The sequence below is a fragment of the Sinosporangium album genome, assembly GCF_900100605.1.
Taxonomy (GTDB): Bacteria; Actinomycetota; Actinomycetes; order Streptosporangiales; family Streptosporangiaceae; genus Sinosporangium; species Sinosporangium album.
This window is the reverse complement of sequence record NZ_FNCN01000011.1, coordinates 67,664-81,969: the sequence shown is the minus strand read 5'-3', so window position 1 is coordinate 81,969 and position 14,306 is coordinate 67,664. Positions and strand designations below refer to the sequence as shown.

The window sequence follows — 14,306 nt, the reverse complement described above, 5'->3', positions numbered from 1 at the left end:
ACCCAGTGAATGCAGATCCATGTCCACCTCACATTCGGCTAGCTCCAGCGCTCAGGCAGCCAGGTTCGCGCTTGCTTCCAAACTGCGCGAGCTGCGGCTTGACGCGGGCCTGACCGCTCGGGCGCTGGCGGCCAAAGCGGGGTGGCACGAGGCCAAGACCTCCCGTATCGAGCATGGTAAGAAGCAGCCGTCGGAACCCGACCTTGCCGCCTGGGTGCAGGCATGCGGTGTTCCTGGTCAACTGGCCGAGTTAATCGCTGAACTGCGAGCGGTGGATTCTGCCTGGCTGGATTGGCGGAGGGCGGAGAAGGCCGGCCTGACCCGCCTCAACGTGGCAGTTCGGGAGCTGTATGAGCGGACAACGCTCTATCGCTCCTACTGCCAAGACGTCATTCCCGGGCTGCTGCAAACGACCGGCTACACCACGGCCACGCTAGAGGCCATCCGCAGCACTAGGCGCGTGGCTGTCGATGACGTTGCAGATGCCGTTGCCGAACGCATGGCCCGCCAGCACATCCTGTATGAGGGCAACCACCGTTTCGTGTTCATCTTGGAAGCAGCGGCCCTGAAGTACCGCCGTGGCGGCCAAGAAGTCATGATCGGCCAGCTTGGCCACCTTTTGGAGGCGATGTCGCTCCCATCGGTCTCCTTGGGGGTGATTCCACCAGATGTCGAACGTGCAGGCCGCTGGCCGGTGGAGAGCTTCTACGTCTTTGACAATGCTCAGGCCAATGTGGAGCTGGTCTCCGGGTTTCTGACAATTACGCAGCCGCGAGAGATCGCAATGTATGTCGAGGCATTCATGCGGCTCCACGAGATAGCGGTTTTCGGACGGTCGGCGAGGGTCCTAATCAAGGCAGCGATGGACGCACTTGAGTGAGTGGCTGCAAGTATCCGCAAGTTTGTAGAGCCCTGTAGTCGCCCGCTTCTACCGTCGTCTGCATGACCTCAGCACACACCGCGAACCCCCGCGAGGTCCCCGCCCAACGGCAGACCACCGAGGGGGAGGCCGGTCAGCACGCCAGCCCGCTGGAACCGGTCCGTGCCCTCCTGCACGCCGAAGGGTTCACCGCGACCCCGACCCGGCCGAATCCTTCCCCCAACGGCCGCCCCCTGCCCGAGGAGCTGGACGTCACCGACGGTCACGGGTGGGAGCTGGCCAAGGTCGCGGTCGGGGCGCACAGCCGCCACTACCTGGTCACACTGCCGCCCCAGGGCAACAAGCTGTTCATGGTGCGCCCCGAGGACATCGGGGACATCCCCCGCCTGATCCGCTCGTCGATGATCGCGGGGCCGGCGTGAGTCCCGCCCGCGAGATCCCCGAGTTCCACGTCAGCGGACAGGAGTCCGGCACGTGGGAGGCCCGCTGGCAGGGCGACTCGGCCGACGCGCCGCCCGCTGCGGCCTCCGACACCTTCCGAGGACTGGAGTTGGCCTGCATCGCCGCGCGGATCGCCCGGACCTGGCGATCCTCATGACCGCCGCCGTGCAAACCGCCCTGCGGGTTCCCCATGTGATCGCCTACTCCGAAGAGGCCGTTCCCCAGCACCTAGCCTTCCGGCGCAGCGCCATGCAGGAGCCGTACCTGTCCTATCCCAACCCGCGCGGCACCGACTGGGCGCTCGGTGTGCTGCGCGCCCGTGTGCGGGGAAACCGCAGGGGGCAGCCGCAGTGGCGCTTCATGAACACCGCGAGGCAGTGGCGTTGCATGGTCAAAGGCTTGTGCCAGGTGTGCGGCCAACCGGCAATCGATCCGGACGGCCGCCTCCCCTGGATCATCACCGAGACCGCCTACCGGCAGTTGGGCGACGGGCACCACACCAGCGCTCCGGCCACCTGCCGACACTGCATTCCGGAGTCGCTGGCCTCCTGCCCGCAGCTCCGCAAGTCCGGGGAGGTCTACACAGCGGCCTCTGCCGAGCCCTCGGCCGTGCTGGCCGACATGTTCGCGCCCGGCCCCGGTGGGCGGGCGGTCCACACCGGGGAGCACAACGTGTTCGTCTCGCTGGAGTGGACCGACCTGGTGCGCTCGGCGCTGGCCACCCAGCTCATAGTCCGGCTGCACGACCTGCGGCCTGCGTAGAGAGTCCCTTTTTCATCAGAGGCCCCTCGGCCTCGTATGTCCCGTGACCGGCGGGGAAGCACGTTGTCCGGTCACCTGCATCCGGTAGGCGGATCAGATCCGCCTACCGGATGAGAACACTGCCTGCGGCGTGACCCGTGCTCGCCAGGCATGGGAGGCCAGGTCTCCTGCCCCGGTTCAGGGACCTGGGCAGGTGCCTGCGAAGCGATTACCGGAAGCCTTTGCACCGGGAAGGGGGGAGCGCATGCACATCGGGGACGAGGGAGAGGACGACGGCGGCAAGTTCAGAGCCCGGATCTGCTCCGGTTGTCAGACCATCGTGAAGATCTACAAGCACGAGATGGCCACGAACTGCCCGACCTGCGTGCAAGCCCTCAGCTACTGAGTTGAGCCCCGGCGAGGGGGGCTCACCCACCAGGGCCCTGCCAGGCGCAAGGAAGGGGATGTATGCCGGCACCGCGTTGACGCTTCGCCTTGTTGAACGGCGGAGCCCTCGGCGGCCTCCGGGGGCTCCGCGACCCACCCGTCGAGCGCCGCCCAAAGGCCGTGCACCCCCCGCGTGGCGACGGCGCCGCCCCACCACACCACAGGACTGAAAGGACTGGGCACCTATGCAGATCACGGTCATGAGCTTGAACACTCTCCACGGCTCCCATCTGGACGGGAGATGGGCTGGCCTGTCCAGGATCATCCAGGGCGTCGCCCCCGACCTGCTGCTCTTGCAGGAGTGCAGCGGGTGGTTGGACGGGGACCAGCGCCACATCGCGCAGGCCGAGCGCGAGCTGGGGCTCCGGTTGAAGGTCGGCAGGTCCCGGACCAAGATCTACACCGCTGTCGGATGGCGCCAGGACAAGGCACGCTGGATCGCTTACGAGAGCAACAGGTACACACTCGCCAACGGGTACACCGGCATGTGGTTCGAGATGGAGGGACTGCCCGCCCCGCTGACGGTCGTCTCAACGCAGTTGTCCTGCTACAGCGCAGTGCAGGCCACCATCGAGGCCCAGACCGTCCTGGCCAGGACGCACAAACCGCAGGGCCTGGGGCTGCTGGGCGGGGACTTCAACCACGTCCCCATGGGGGATGACGAGATCGACTGGTCCCAGGTGCGCCCCTACAACCGGACCTCGCGCTGCCTGCTGCCCGACCCGGACGCCCCGGACGCGCCGCCGAAGGGCAACGACGTCGTCGGGCGGGTGCTGAAGGCGGCCGACATGACCGACGTCGGAGCCTACGTGGCCGACCAGCGGGGCGACCCGAAGCTGCGGGCCCACACAGGCGTCAACGGAAAGGTCCGGGTCGACCAGATCCACGTGACCGGTGCTCTGCGCCCGGCGATCGAGGACTACTGGCTCGTCGACACCGAGGGGTACAGCGACCACCACGCGGTCGCCGCCCGCTTGGACCTGTCGAAGCTGGATGAGACCAAACTGCATACATTCACGTAGCGGTTCAGGCGAGATGGCGTCCGAGTGACCAGGTGCCCCCTCAGGAGTAGCCGTGCGAGCCGATCCTCATGCATCGCCAGATCAGGCCGCCGGAGCAAGGTTCCGCCATTCCCATCCTTCGACATCAGGGAGGAAGCTTGCCATCGGGCTTATGTCCCCACGTGTTCCCCAGCTTCCATGACGCCTACCTCGCCGTGCTCAAAGCCGTCACCGAGCACCCGACAGGCAAGATCTCCACGCGCGGCAACACCTCGCTGGAGCTGCTCGACGTCTCCTTCCGGATCGCCGACCCACGCGACAGGCTCCCCTACTTCGGTCGGCGGCCCATCAACCTCCCCTACAACTGGGGCGAGCTGCTGTGGTTCCTCGCCGGCCGCGACGACCTGGAGATGATCTCCTACTACGCCCCCCGCATCAGGGCTCACAGCGGTGACGGCATCAGGCTGGCGGGCACCGCCTACGGCCGCCCTCTGTTCCAGCCGGGCGGCGACAGCCGCTCGCAGTGGGACCGGGTCCTGGACCTGCTCGCCCACGACCCTGACAGCAAACGCGCGGTGATCTCCATCTTCGGCTCGGACGAACTCGCCGCAGACCCCAATCCCGACGTCTCCTGCACGATCGCCGCGCAATTCCTCCTGCGTGAGGGGGCCTTGCACCTTTCGGTCTACATGCGGGGCAACGACGCCTACCGGGGCATGGTGAGCGATGTCTTCGCATTCACCGTCCTCCAAGAGCTGGCCGCTCTCCGGCTGGGTGCCCGGCTCGGGCACTACTCCCACCACGTCGGGTCCATGCACGTCAACGCGCCCGACCTGGGAGCGGTTGAACATCTGATCGAGGAGGCGACCGCCCCAGGCCGCAGACCTCCTGTCTCCAAGCCGCCGACAATGCCGGTCACCACAGCAGCGGACATCACATTCGTCCTGCTCGCCGAGGAGTCCTTGCGCACGAACGCCGCCCGCCACACTCCGGCGAGCGTCGCCGAGACGGGGCTGCCCCGCTACTGGCAGCAGGTGCTGCTCGTGCTCGAAGCCTTCCGCCAGATCAAGCACACCATCGGCGAGGTCGGCGCCTCGGTGCTGGCCGCACTTGATCCGGGGTACCGATGGCACCTGGAGCGGCGCTGGCCCTCCCGCATGCCGCAGGCCGCCTCGTGACGCCGGAAGGCGGATGGGACCGCTGGACGGTCGTCCTGTGCAAGCCGGACGCCGTCCGCCGCGCTCTTGTCGAGCCGATCCTGGACTGGGTCGGCCGCCGCATCCGCATCGTCCTCACCCGCCAGGTCGTGGTGGCCGAGCAGCAGATCCTCACCCACTACGCCGACATGGTCGCCCTGGACCACCGCTTCCCCTTCGACGTCACCGGCGAACTGCGCCGCAACTACGTCGGCCAGGCGGTCACAGTCGCCGTAGGCCACGGAACCGGCGAGGACACGGCTCGGCGGGTCCGGGACCTGCTCGGCCACTACGACCCCGCCCGCGCTCGCCCCGACACGATCCGCGGCCACTTCGGCGCGGACAGCGCCGCCGTCGCGGCGGCCGAAGGCCGGTTCATCGACAACCTCGTCCACACCAGCGACGACGCCGCAGGCGCCGAACGCGAGTTCGCAGTGTGGTTCGGGCCGGCACACCTGCCCGCACTCCGCCTCCAGGAGATCCGATGAAGCAGCCCGTCCACCTCGGCGACACCATCTCCCTGTCCCGACGCCCGCTGAAGCGGATGCCCGCCCAGCAGCAGGCCGGACTGGACCCCTACATGGCGCAGATCATCACCAACCGCAAATCTGGGCTCTCGCTCAACCACATCATCGGCTGCCCGCTGGACTGCGGCTACTGCGTCCGGCACTTCTGGGGGAACTTCGAGCAGAAGATCCCCCAGCTCCTCATCTCCACCGAGGACGCCGTCGAGCTACTCCTCACCCACCGCGAGTTCCGGCCGCACACCACCCCTGTCCAGCTCTTCAACAAGGCCACGGACCCGATGCTGCCGGGGGTCAAACCGCACACGTTCGCCGTGCTGGAGGAGATGGACCGGCGCGGCCTGAGCAATCTGGTGCTCGTCATCACCCGCTTCCACGTCTCCACCGAGGACATGGCCCGCCTGGAGCGGCTGCGGCATGTGCGGCCGACGCTGCTGTTCACCTACTCGGGCATCCAGGACTCTAGGATCGAGCCGATCGCCAAGTCCACCACGACGGTGGACTCGATCCTCAACGCGGCACGCCACCGCAACCGGTCACGCGTCGTCCTCTACTGGAGGCCGATCGTGCCCGGATGGAACGACGCGCCCGAGACCATGGCAGGCGTGCTGGAGGTCGGCCGCCACGTGGACGCCATCGTCTTCACCGGCTACTACCACAAGGAGGAGAACGCCGGCCATCTGCGCGACCTGGGTGTGGAGGTCCCGTACGGCACCGACTGGGAGCGGCGCAAGGTCCTGCCCGCCGAGCTGGACGCCCGCGTCGTCCAAGCGTGGAAGGACTCCGGCATCGCCACGCCCCTATTCCGCAAGACTAGTTGCGGGGTGACCTACGCGCACCGGGAAGCCGACTACAACGGGCACCTGGGCGTACCTGAGCTGTGCGACATCTGCCCCGCCGCCCAACTCGCCCGCTGCGCGGACGCGCACCGCGCACCGACCCGCGCCGAATTCCGGGCAGCTCTGGAGTCGTTCGGCTACGACGAGGCCACACCGTTCCTCGTGGAGGACGGCCATGTCCTCACCCACGCACTGGGAGAGCAGCGCCGATATGCCCTCCAGCATGCTCTGGGCTACCAGATCTGGGAGGTCGACCACCCGCACCTTCACACCGCGCACGGCCGTGCCCTGCAAGGATACGAGCCAGACGAAAACGATCTCCGTGTGCTGGCCGAGGCCCGCACCAGGCTGACCGAAAGCACACGCTACGACGACGACTGAGGGGTGCCATGCTGGATCGGCCCTGGACAGCGGCTCCGCTCGTGGTCGTGGATCTGGAGGGCACCGGAGCCCAGGACCGCGAGCAGGAGGCCATCCTTGAGGTCGCACTCATCCCGCTGTCCGGCGGTCGGCTCGACATGAGCACCGCCTTCACCAGCCTGATCAACCCCGGACGGCCCGTCCCCCGCCGCCCGTGGATCTCCCCGGGAATCAACGACGCCGTTCTGAGGGATGCCCCGGCACCCTCTGAGATCGACCCGGAGCTGGTCGCCCGTCTGGACGGGGTATGGCTGGTGGGCCACAACGTCGGCGTCGACTGGCGGCTGCTGCACCTCCGCCACCCATCGGTCGATCCGGCGGGGCTGATCGACACGCTTAGGATCGCCCGCTCCGGCCACGGCCGACGAGTCTCCCTGACCTCGCTGGTCGATGAGTACTCGCTACGAGACGATATCGACCGGCTCGTTCCAGATGGCCGACCACATCGTGCGCTGTGGGATGCAGCCGCCACAGGGCTGCTGCTGGCAAAACTCGTGACCGGACGCTGGAACGTGGAGCCGACGCTCGGAGAGCTGCTGGCAGCGGGAGGCCCATCCACCGGTCCCGCTGCCGGCGAAGGGGTGCAGGAACAACTCTGGTGACCTGACAGCAGCCCCACAGATGGATGCACCCGCCTTCCTACCAGTAGGCGGGAACTCCCCAACCCTGGAATGGTTTGACGGTCGCATCCGGTTCGGCGATCAGCGCGATGGCCGCGATACGGCCTGCCGCGTCGTAGGCACCGACACCGCTGGATGTGATCGTGGGGCCGGTGCCCGCGCCGAGCTGGTCGAGGACGATGACGGCCGGGGTGGCGGTGGCGTCGGTGCTGACGAGGTTGACCCGTTCGGCCCAGGCCCCGCCTGGGCCGGCCAGGGTGTAGTCGCGACCGGCCCACGAGCTGAGGGCCGTACCGCATGAGTGGATCGCCAGATCGGTCGGCATAAAGCCGGACAGGGCCGGACCGGTGTACGGTCCGCCGCGCCGCATGATGGCGTTTCCCGTGGTCCGGATCGGGGAGCCGGAGACGGCCACCCCCTTGTAGCGGCTGATGGCCGCCACCGACTCCACTCCGTAGGTGGACCCCTTGGTGATCGTGTGGGAGGCGGATTCGCCGCTCGCGCGCCGCCAGTAGAGGCGGGAGAGCACGTCGATGGTGCCGTCGCCCACGGTGACGGCCAGGTTCCATCCGGCGAGGGTGGGAGTGGATGCCGACTGGTTGTTGACGTAGGACAGCACCAGGAAATCCCCGTCAACGGTGTCGGCCGGGACCGGCACCGTGATGCTCGGCCCGGTGTTGGAGAAGGCCGTGGTGGAGTTGTGGAAGGTGATGGCCATCTACGCCGCCGTGATCTGGACGACCAGGTCGGAGCCCTTGGCGGTGGACCCGGTCTGGTCGACGTCGACCGTGATGTAGTCGCCTGTGGCGATGCTCGCGATGGTCATGCCGGTGGTCCTGGCGGTGCTGGTACCGGCGGCGATCGTGGGCTCTATGCCGATCTTGCAGATGCTCGCTTTGCCGTGCGGGTCGACGTGGAAGAGCCTACGAGAACGGGCTCGTCGCTCGCCACGAATTCCACCCTGACGGGCGGTACCGGGTTCACCCCTTCGGGTGAGGCCGGACCGATTCCGCCCGGCCTAGCTTCGAGGTTGTGCGTTTCCTACGTCTCATACTTCTCAGCGTCGTCATGCTCTTCGGCTGGACAGCCCCGGCCTATGCCGGTGACCAGGAGCTGATCGACGACTACCGCTCCGTCTACGGCACGCCGGGCATCGCAGCTGCCGTGATCGACGGGTCGTCCGTCGAGACGATCGTCCGCGGCCGGGATGGGGACGACAATGCGGTGGCGCCCCGGACGCCGTTCCGTATCGCGTCCTTGGGCAAGTCGATGACGGCTACGGCGATCGTGCTGCTGACGGGCCGATTCTCCGGGGACGACCCGGTCGTCAAGGTGCTCCCCGAGTTCAAGGTGGCCGATCCGCGCTACACCAAGATCACCGTACGTTCATCGAGCTAGCTCCTCGCGCCCGCACGAAACGAGGTCATTATGACTGCGTCCCCCACGCGCTCCAGTTCTGCCAGATCAACTATTACCGATGTCACGTGGTTCTTCGCGATCGCCGTCCTGCTGTGTTTCACGCTGTCCGTTCCGATGGTCTTCCGGCTCGTCCCGACGGACTTCAACAACCTGATCACTCCGATCTTGCAACAGACCCCGCTGCTCGCAGCGATCATCATGTGGCTTGCCCGACGACCCGGAACGTTCCGAGAGACGTTCGCCACCAGGTGGCGCGGCACGCCCAAGTGGGCCGGCATCGGCATCGGCCTCATCGCGGCGATCGCCGCGATCCAAACCGCCATCGCACTGGCATTGGGGATCTGGCAGCTCAACCCGCTTGACCAGATCTTCGTGGCGACCATCTGGATTGTCCCGGTCTTCCTCATGCAGTCACTCTTCTCCATCGGCGAAGAGTTCGGCTGGCGCGGCTGGCTGGCGACGCGCGCCGCGTCATGGGGATTCTGGCCGCTGGCCCTTGTCAGCGGTCTGGTCTGGATCGTCTGGCACCTGCCGGTCCTCGCCGTCATCGGTGATCGCCCACTCTGGGACATCGTTATCTACTACGCGGGCATGCTGCCATGGGCGCCGCTGTTGCTCGCGCTTCGCTGGCGGTCGGGGAGCGTCTGGCCCGCGGTTTTGACGCACGGAGCGATCAACAGCGTCCGGGTGTACCTGCTGCAATCCGTCCCCAACGCAACGGATCACCTGCTCATCGAAGTGATCGGCTGGGTGCTCACGCTCGCCGCTGCCGCGTGGCTGATGCGCCCGAGCCGCGCGCAGCTCGTCCGCGGGTCTATTGAAGGTTAGGTTGATTCCTTGCTCGAGTTTGGCCGTTATCCCGTTGCGTAAGCCCAAGCCAGAGCCTCGTCCTCGATTTTCGCGAGGTCGGGCTGCGCGGGCCGGGTAGCGGAAAATCGTGAGGCGATGACCTGGCGGCGGAGCAGGGCGGGCATGCCGTCGAAGCTGGGCTGGCTCTTGGTGCGGTACCAGGGAGCGCATCGGCGGTGCTCGGCGACGACGTCGGCGGTGCTCGGCGACGACGTCGGCGGCGTGATGAGCATGCAGGCGTAGCAGATGATGACCAGGCTGTAGGCGATCATCCCCAGGGGCAGAGCCCGCTCGACGGCCGCGGTGGTCCGGTTGCGGGCCTGACCGACCCCGAGCAGATGGCGCGACTCGGGGAACGCCTGCTCATGGCGCTGGTGAGCCTGGTCCGCAGGCTTGAAGCAACCCCCGTGGCAGGCATCACCAAGCCATGCGACCCCTTAGTGCCAGTCGGGGACGAGGACCACGCCGTGCTGTCCCTGCCGCCGAGGTGGCCGACCATACGGCTGCGGCCTGGTCAGCCTCGCCCCCGCCCGCCCCCGCTGACCGCCTGCACTACCCGGCCGCCGAGTGCGAGGGCCGCCGCCGTACGGTCCGGCGGTGGTGTCCGCCCGGCGGTAGCCCGCAACGTACTCCGCCAGTGCGGAGGTCGCATGCAACCGATCGACTCGGACGCGGGCATACACGCCTGTGGCGGCCAGCAACCCGAGGCGTGGACCGAGGACTTCAACGCGGGCCGCGCGCGGTTGAGATTGAATTCGAGCTGCCGTGCATGGTGCGCTCCGGTGCCTATCTGGCATCGGGAAGACGGCGAGTCACCCCCGCGGGCGTGGGGAGGACTCCATTGCAAGGTCGGCTCCACCCCGTCCGACTCGCGATCGCGGCGTTCGGTATTGAGGTGACGCGCCTGCATTGGGGTATGACCTCGATCTCCCCGCACGGCGGCTGCGGGCAGGCCGAGCAGGGAGATCGCGCGGCCGAGATTCGGCCGTCGCAAGGACCGCAGGCCGGATCTGAAGCAGATCCAGGCCGGGATCGCCGTCACTGCCGTACGGGGAACGGTCAGCTGTCGACGATCACACCTCCAATCGCGGTGCGGCCGGCAGGGGTGGCGACGAGCTCGACGGTGATGGTGTCGCGCAAGTGCGCTCCGAGGACGTCGGCGACGGCGTCGGTGACGGTCTGCACGAGTTTGGCAACGAGTTCGCCGCTGTCGGGACGGGTGAACGCCGCCTCGCGGATACCGAACGTGATCGCGGGTGGGGCCTCGTCGACCGGCTTGCCCCGCAGGCCCCACCGTCCGGCGGGTACGCCGTCGAGGTGGATAACCGCGACGTCGCGCGCCCACTCACCGTATACGTCGACCACCGCTTCGGTCAGCGCGGCGATGAGGGCCGATTCGTTGCCCTGGAGCTGTGACTCCAGGACTCGGGCCGTCAGATGTGGCATTGTAGACTCCTGTTTGTTCTCAAATTAGCTTTGATGTCAAACATAGTTGGCGAGGTGCCAGATGGTCAACAACGCGGACGGCATGACCACCGACCAGGCGGTGCGGTCCATGCTGCTGCTCATGCCCAGGATCGTCGGGCGGGCCAAGCGGCTACCCGTCCCGGAGGCGCTGCGGACGCTCGATCTCGCGCCCCGCCACCTGTCACTGCTGGCCTACCTGCAGTACGACGGTTCTCTCACGGTGAGCCGGCTGGCGGAGCGGCTGGAGATCGCTCCGACGACCGTCAGCCTCATGGTGGGCGACCTGTCTCGCCGCGGTGCCCTGACACGGGAAGAGGATGGCCTCGACCGGCGACGGAGGGTCGTCGCGATCGCACCGCAGTACGTCGAGCCGATCCGCGAGTGGCTGGAGGGCAGCGCGCTGGCGTGGGCCGAGGTCCTAGCCGACCTCACGCCGGCCGAACGCGCCACGGTCGTGCGGACGATGCGTGCCTACGAGACCGCTTTGGGCAAGCGGATGCACGGCTGAGCTGAAGATCACACATGTACGGAAAGCGGGGCTGGCCGAACGCTTCGTCGAAGCGGCGGGTACTGCCCTGGAAGACCATTCATGTCGCCCTAGCAGGAGGACCGACGGCCGCGTCGTGGCGCGGATCCGGATGACCTTCCGGGATCGCCGGCGGTGACGTGGGGGGTGAGCGGTAGGCGCGGAGGAACGCGTCGACCCCGGCGGCGATGATCGAGCGGATTTCCGCCTTGTTCACCGTGTTCGCCAGGTCGCCCCCGAGCGTGTCCAGGGCGAGGAGGACGGTCAGGGCGGTGAAGTGCTGCGTGGCGCGGCGGGGGGCGACCGCCCGCATCTCGCCGCCTGCGGTGAGCTTCGCGAAACACTCCTCGATCATCCGGTCGGGGTGGTTGCGAGCGGTCTCGGGCGACCGTGACGCGGGTCCGCCCTGCGAGGTCAGTCTGCGGTATGTCACGTAGTCCGACGACGGGAATGTCCCCGTCACCACCCTCAAAGCGAAGGCCGTGAGCGCGTCGCACAGGTCGCGCCCCTCTGTGAGCTCTTGGTCTATCGCCGTGCGTACGGTCGCCACCAGTGCGTCGTTGGCTCGCTCGAAAACCGCCTGGAAGAGGGCCTGCTTGTCGCCGAAATGGTTGTAAAGGGTGCGTTTGGACACTTCGGCCCGTGCCGCTATGGCGTCGACGCTCGTGTATTCATACCCGTCGGCGACGAACAACGCCTCAGCCGCATTCATGATGGCCGCCCGTTTACTCGCCGATCGTGGCCGACGTCCGGGGATCTGAGCCGCCGTTCTCGTCTTCGCCATGTTCTCAGCGTATCCGTACTACACCGTGTAGTGTAGTTCAAAAGGAAGGGAGAACAAGTGCTACCTACGGAGTCCGCAACGCGCTCCGCATACGCCGTCGGCATTCGAGCAGAAGGGCTGACGAAGCAATATGGCGACAAGGCCGCGGTGAGCGATCTGTCCTTCAGTGCAGAGCCGGGCGTCATCACCGGGTTCCTCGGGCCCAATGGATCCGGCAAGAGCACAACGCTGCGCATGCTGCTCGGCCTTGTCCGACCCACTCAGGGCAAGATCACGATCGGCGGCCACCACATCGCCGAACTCGACGACCCGGCACGCACCATCGGCACCCTCCTGGATGCCCGCGCGATCCATCCGCACCGCACCGCACAAGATCATTTGCTTGCCTTCGCACACGCCGCCGGCCTCGGCAGGGAACGCGTCGACGAGGTCCTGGAGATCGTGGGGCTGACGGATGCGGCCACTCGCCGCGCGGGCGAGTACTCGTTGGGCATGAAGCAGCGGCTCGGCATCGCGACGGCCCTGCTCGGCGACCCGGGAGTGCTGGTGTTCGACGAGCCGCTCAACGGTCTGGATCCGGAAGGGATCCGATGGATACGCACATTGATGCGGAAGATGGCCGCCGAGGGCCGCACCATCCTGTTCTCCAGTCACCTGATGTCGGAGATGGAACTCACCGCGGACAACCTCATCGTCATCGGACAGGGCCGGCTCATCGCCGAGTCAACGCTCGACGAGTTCGTCCGAGCCCATACCACGCAGGGGGTCACAGTCCGGACCGCGTCACGGGTGGAGCTCGTTCGGGCGCTGAACCGGGCCGGTATCAAGCTCGAGGAGACACCGGACTCCGGCCTCCTCGTCCACGGAGTCGACTCGGCCACGGTCGGCAGAATCGCCGCGGCCGAGGGAATCGCCCTTGAGGAGCTCACCAAGGTCCGCGAGTCGCTGGAAGACATCTTCCTCCGACTCACCCACGATGTCACCGACTACGGAAGCCAGCCAGCATGAACGTCATCCGGTCCGAATGGACCAAGCTCCGCAGTGTCCGGAGCACCTGGATCGCGGTCCTGAGCACCATTTCCTCCGCCGTCGCGCTGAGCGTGCTCGGGTCGTCCGATCTCAGCGACGTGTCGCCGACGAATCTGCCCGCCGACTGGGATCCGACCGCGGCGAGCCTGGACGGCTTCCTCTTCGCACAGCTCGTCATCGGGATGCTGGGCGCGCTCAGCATCACACCTGAATTCCACAACGGCATGATCGGCACCAGTCTCGCCACCGTTCCGGCCCGCTCTCGCCTGCTCGCGGCGAAGGCCATCGTCGTGACGGCGATCGCGCTCGTCACGAGCCTCGTCACGACGCTCCTCACCTTCACCGGGGGGCAGATCATGGTCAGCAGGGCGGGCCTCCCCGCGGCCGGCATCGGCGATCCCGGCGTCGCAGGGGCTCTCATCGGCGCCACGCTCTACCTGACCTTCATCGCTCTCATCGGCGCCGGGATCGGCACGGTGACCCGGTCGACCGCCAGCAGTCTCGCCGTGCTCGTCGGCGCCCTCCTTCTCGTTCCCGCTCTCGGTCCGAGCCTGCCCGGGTTCGTCGGCGAGTGGTTCGCTCGATACTGGCCGATCACCGCCGGCCAAGCCGCCTACAAGGTCGTCCCCATGAGCGACATGGTCACCCCCGTGCTGGGGATCGTCATCCTGGCGCTGGCCGCCGCGGCGACCACCGTTGCCGGCCATGCCGCATTCCGTGTCCGTGATGTCTGAGACTCCAGGCCCCGGCCTCGCAAGTTCCATCGCGCCATCCGTGACCTCCGCCGCGGCCAGGTGATCCGCAGCGTCCGCAGCCCCGTCCACGATCCTGATGCGGGTCACGCCGACAGCCGCTCTCGCGCCCCTTCCACCGCGATCGGTGAGGATGACGCCGGTCCCCCATCGGACCAAGCACATGCGGGCCGACCCGGTGAATGTCAGTGGGAAGCTCATCGCCCAGGTCGAGGCCCGGGTCAAGGGCTCGGCCCCGGTGGACTGCGCGACTCCTCACGCAGCGAACGCCACCCGGCCACCTGCACTCGGCCGACGAGGCGGTCACCGCCAACGCCCGGGTGCGGGCGCAGCCGTCGGAATCGAGGAGGTCAACCCACCGCCTCGCCGCG

19 protein-coding genes are annotated in these 14,306 nt (G+C 67.4%); 15 read left to right on the top strand and 4 right to left on the bottom strand.

Annotated features, from left to right (window positions below; genetic code table 11):
• Positions 1 to 19 precede the first annotated feature (19 nt).
• From BLQ73_RS13655 to BLQ73_RS13615, 10 genes are all read left to right on the top strand, one after another.
• Entirely contained in the window at positions 20 to 880 is an 861-nt protein-coding gene (locus BLQ73_RS13655) for a helix-turn-helix domain-containing protein (RefSeq protein ID WP_093170812.1), read from the top strand.
• Positions 881 to 942: 62 nt separating this feature from the next.
• Positions 943 to 1,302 carry a hypothetical protein gene (locus BLQ73_RS13650; protein WP_093170811.1) on the top strand — a complete coding sequence of 120 codons (360 nt, stop codon included), beginning with the start codon at positions 943 to 945 and terminating at the stop codon, positions 1,300 to 1,302.
• A complete protein-coding gene (locus tag BLQ73_RS13645) occupies positions 1,299 to 1,478 on the top strand; it encodes a hypothetical protein (RefSeq protein WP_093170810.1) in 180 nt (59 codons plus the stop codon). Before BLQ73_RS13650 ends, BLQ73_RS13645 begins: the two co-directional genes overlap by 4 nt.
• Complete coding sequence (locus BLQ73_RS13640) at positions 1,475 to 2,083, top strand: hypothetical protein (protein WP_093170809.1); 609 nt, start codon at positions 1,475 to 1,477, stop codon at positions 2,081 to 2,083. Before BLQ73_RS13645 ends, BLQ73_RS13640 begins: the two co-directional genes overlap by 4 nt.
• A gap of 244 nt (positions 2,084 to 2,327) precedes the next feature.
• The gene (locus tag BLQ73_RS32385) at positions 2,328 to 2,468 is read left to right on the top strand and encodes a hypothetical protein (RefSeq protein WP_176955424.1); all 141 of its coding nucleotides are present in this window, start codon (positions 2,328 to 2,330) and stop codon (positions 2,466 to 2,468) included.
• A 247-nt stretch (positions 2,469 to 2,715) separates the two neighbouring features.
• Positions 2,716 to 3,531: an exonuclease/endonuclease/phosphatase family protein gene (locus BLQ73_RS13635; protein ID WP_143020251.1), complete on the top strand. Its 816-nt coding sequence runs from the start codon at positions 2,716 to 2,718 to the stop codon at positions 3,529 to 3,531.
• A gap of 161 nt (positions 3,532 to 3,692) precedes the next feature.
• On the top strand, positions 3,693 to 4,688 hold the full coding sequence (locus tag BLQ73_RS13630; protein WP_245691063.1) for a thymidylate synthase: 996 nt from the start codon (positions 3,693 to 3,695) through the stop codon (positions 4,686 to 4,688).
• On the top strand, positions 4,637 to 5,194 hold the full coding sequence (locus tag BLQ73_RS13625; protein ID WP_093170806.1) for a nucleoside-diphosphate kinase: 558 nt from the start codon (positions 4,637 to 4,639) through the stop codon (positions 5,192 to 5,194). The genes BLQ73_RS13630 and BLQ73_RS13625 overlap by 52 nt, the downstream gene beginning before the upstream one ends.
• Complete coding sequence (locus BLQ73_RS13620) at positions 5,191 to 6,450, top strand: hypothetical protein (RefSeq protein WP_093170805.1); 1,260 nt, start codon at positions 5,191 to 5,193, stop codon at positions 6,448 to 6,450. Before BLQ73_RS13625 ends, BLQ73_RS13620 begins: the two co-directional genes overlap by 4 nt.
• Positions 6,451 to 6,458: 8 nt before the next feature.
• Positions 6,459 to 7,091: a 3'-5' exonuclease gene (locus BLQ73_RS13615; RefSeq protein WP_093170804.1), complete on the top strand. Its 633-nt coding sequence runs from the start codon at positions 6,459 to 6,461 to the stop codon at positions 7,089 to 7,091.
• Positions 7,092 to 7,128: 37 nt separating this feature from the next.
• Here BLQ73_RS13615 and BLQ73_RS13610 read toward each other — a convergent pair whose 3' ends face one another.
• Positions 7,129 to 7,827 (bottom strand): hypothetical protein, encoded by a 699-nt coding sequence (locus BLQ73_RS13610; protein WP_093170803.1) that lies wholly within the window; start codon positions 7,825 to 7,827, stop codon positions 7,129 to 7,131.
• 314 nt (positions 7,828 to 8,141) lie between these two features.
• Between BLQ73_RS13610 and BLQ73_RS13605 the strand changes: the two genes are divergently transcribed.
• Together BLQ73_RS13605 and BLQ73_RS13600 are read left to right on the top strand one after the other, a co-directional pair.
• Positions 8,142 to 8,507, top strand: coding sequence for a serine hydrolase (locus tag BLQ73_RS13605; RefSeq protein ID WP_245691062.1), 366 nt, complete (start codon positions 8,142 to 8,144; stop codon positions 8,505 to 8,507).
• A gap of 30 nt (positions 8,508 to 8,537) precedes the next feature.
• Positions 8,538 to 9,356 carry a CPBP family intramembrane glutamic endopeptidase gene (locus BLQ73_RS13600; RefSeq protein ID WP_093170802.1) on the top strand — a complete coding sequence of 273 codons (819 nt, stop codon included), beginning with the start codon at positions 8,538 to 8,540 and terminating at the stop codon, positions 9,354 to 9,356.
• A gap of 26 nt (positions 9,357 to 9,382) precedes the next feature.
• On the opposite strand, the gene BLQ73_RS13595 is transcribed toward BLQ73_RS13600, so the two are convergent.
• Both BLQ73_RS13595 and BLQ73_RS13590 read right to left on the bottom strand, forming a co-directional pair.
• The gene (locus BLQ73_RS13595; protein WP_093170801.1) at positions 9,383 to 9,649 is read right to left on the bottom strand and encodes a hypothetical protein; all 267 of its coding nucleotides are present in this window, start codon (positions 9,647 to 9,649) and stop codon (positions 9,383 to 9,385) included.
• Positions 9,650 to 10,436: 787 nt separating this feature from the next.
• Positions 10,437 to 10,823 carry a tautomerase family protein gene (locus BLQ73_RS13590; protein ID WP_093170800.1) on the bottom strand — a complete coding sequence of 129 codons (387 nt, stop codon included), beginning with the start codon at positions 10,821 to 10,823 and terminating at the stop codon, positions 10,437 to 10,439.
• A 61-nt stretch (positions 10,824 to 10,884) separates the two neighbouring features.
• On the opposite strand from BLQ73_RS13590, the gene BLQ73_RS13585 reads away from it, so the two are divergent.
• Complete coding sequence (locus BLQ73_RS13585) at positions 10,885 to 11,352, top strand: MarR family winged helix-turn-helix transcriptional regulator (protein WP_176955423.1); 468 nt, start codon at positions 10,885 to 10,887, stop codon at positions 11,350 to 11,352.
• Between the two features lie 79 nt (positions 11,353 to 11,431).
• On the opposite strand, the gene BLQ73_RS13580 is transcribed toward BLQ73_RS13585, so the two are convergent.
• On the bottom strand, positions 11,432 to 12,154 hold the full coding sequence (locus tag BLQ73_RS13580; RefSeq protein ID WP_093170799.1) for a TetR/AcrR family transcriptional regulator: 723 nt from the start codon (positions 12,152 to 12,154) through the stop codon (positions 11,432 to 11,434).
• Positions 12,155 to 12,211: 57 nt separating this feature from the next.
• On the opposite strand from BLQ73_RS13580, the gene BLQ73_RS13575 reads away from it, so the two are divergent.
• Entirely contained in the window at positions 12,212 to 13,162 is a 951-nt protein-coding gene (locus BLQ73_RS13575) for an ABC transporter ATP-binding protein (protein WP_245691061.1), read from the top strand.
• Entirely contained in the window at positions 13,159 to 13,917 is a 759-nt protein-coding gene (locus tag BLQ73_RS13570) for an ABC transporter permease (protein WP_093170798.1), read from the top strand. The genes BLQ73_RS13575 and BLQ73_RS13570 overlap by 4 nt, the downstream gene beginning before the upstream one ends.
• The last annotated feature ends 389 nt before the right edge of the window (positions 13,918 to 14,306 follow it).

Coding starts and splice junctions, on each gene's coding strand:
- BLQ73_RS13655 (WP_093170812.1), top strand. CDS start 20: ATGTCCACCTCACATTCGGCTAGCTCCAGCGCTCAGGCAGCCAGGTTC.
- BLQ73_RS13650 (WP_093170811.1), top strand. CDS start 943: ATGACCTCAGCACACACCGCGAACCCCCGCGAGGTCCCCGCCCAACGG.
- BLQ73_RS13640 (WP_093170809.1), top strand. CDS start 1,475: ATGACCGCCGCCGTGCAAACCGCCCTGCGGGTTCCCCATGTGATCGCC.
- BLQ73_RS32385 (WP_176955424.1), top strand. CDS start 2,328: ATGCACATCGGGGACGAGGGAGAGGACGACGGCGGCAAGTTCAGAGCC.
- BLQ73_RS13625 (WP_093170806.1), top strand. CDS start 4,637: ATGGCACCTGGAGCGGCGCTGGCCCTCCCGCATGCCGCAGGCCGCCTC.
- BLQ73_RS13620 (WP_093170805.1), top strand. CDS start 5,191: ATGAAGCAGCCCGTCCACCTCGGCGACACCATCTCCCTGTCCCGACGC.
- BLQ73_RS13615 (WP_093170804.1), top strand. CDS start 6,459: ATGCTGGATCGGCCCTGGACAGCGGCTCCGCTCGTGGTCGTGGATCTG.
- BLQ73_RS13610 (WP_093170803.1), bottom strand. CDS start 7,827: ATGGCCATCACCTTCCACAACTCCACCACGGCCTTCTCCAACACCGGG.
- BLQ73_RS13600 (WP_093170802.1), top strand. CDS start 8,538: ATGACTGCGTCCCCCACGCGCTCCAGTTCTGCCAGATCAACTATTACC.
- BLQ73_RS13595 (WP_093170801.1), bottom strand. CDS start 9,649: ATGATCGCCTACAGCCTGGTCATCATCTGCTACGCCTGCATGCTCATC.
- BLQ73_RS13590 (WP_093170800.1), bottom strand. CDS start 10,823: ATGCCACATCTGACGGCCCGAGTCCTGGAGTCACAGCTCCAGGGCAAC.
- BLQ73_RS13585 (WP_176955423.1), top strand. CDS start 10,885: ATGGTCAACAACGCGGACGGCATGACCACCGACCAGGCGGTGCGGTCC.
- BLQ73_RS13580 (WP_093170799.1), bottom strand. CDS start 12,154: ATGGCGAAGACGAGAACGGCGGCTCAGATCCCCGGACGTCGGCCACGA.
- BLQ73_RS13570 (WP_093170798.1), top strand. CDS start 13,159: ATGAACGTCATCCGGTCCGAATGGACCAAGCTCCGCAGTGTCCGGAGC.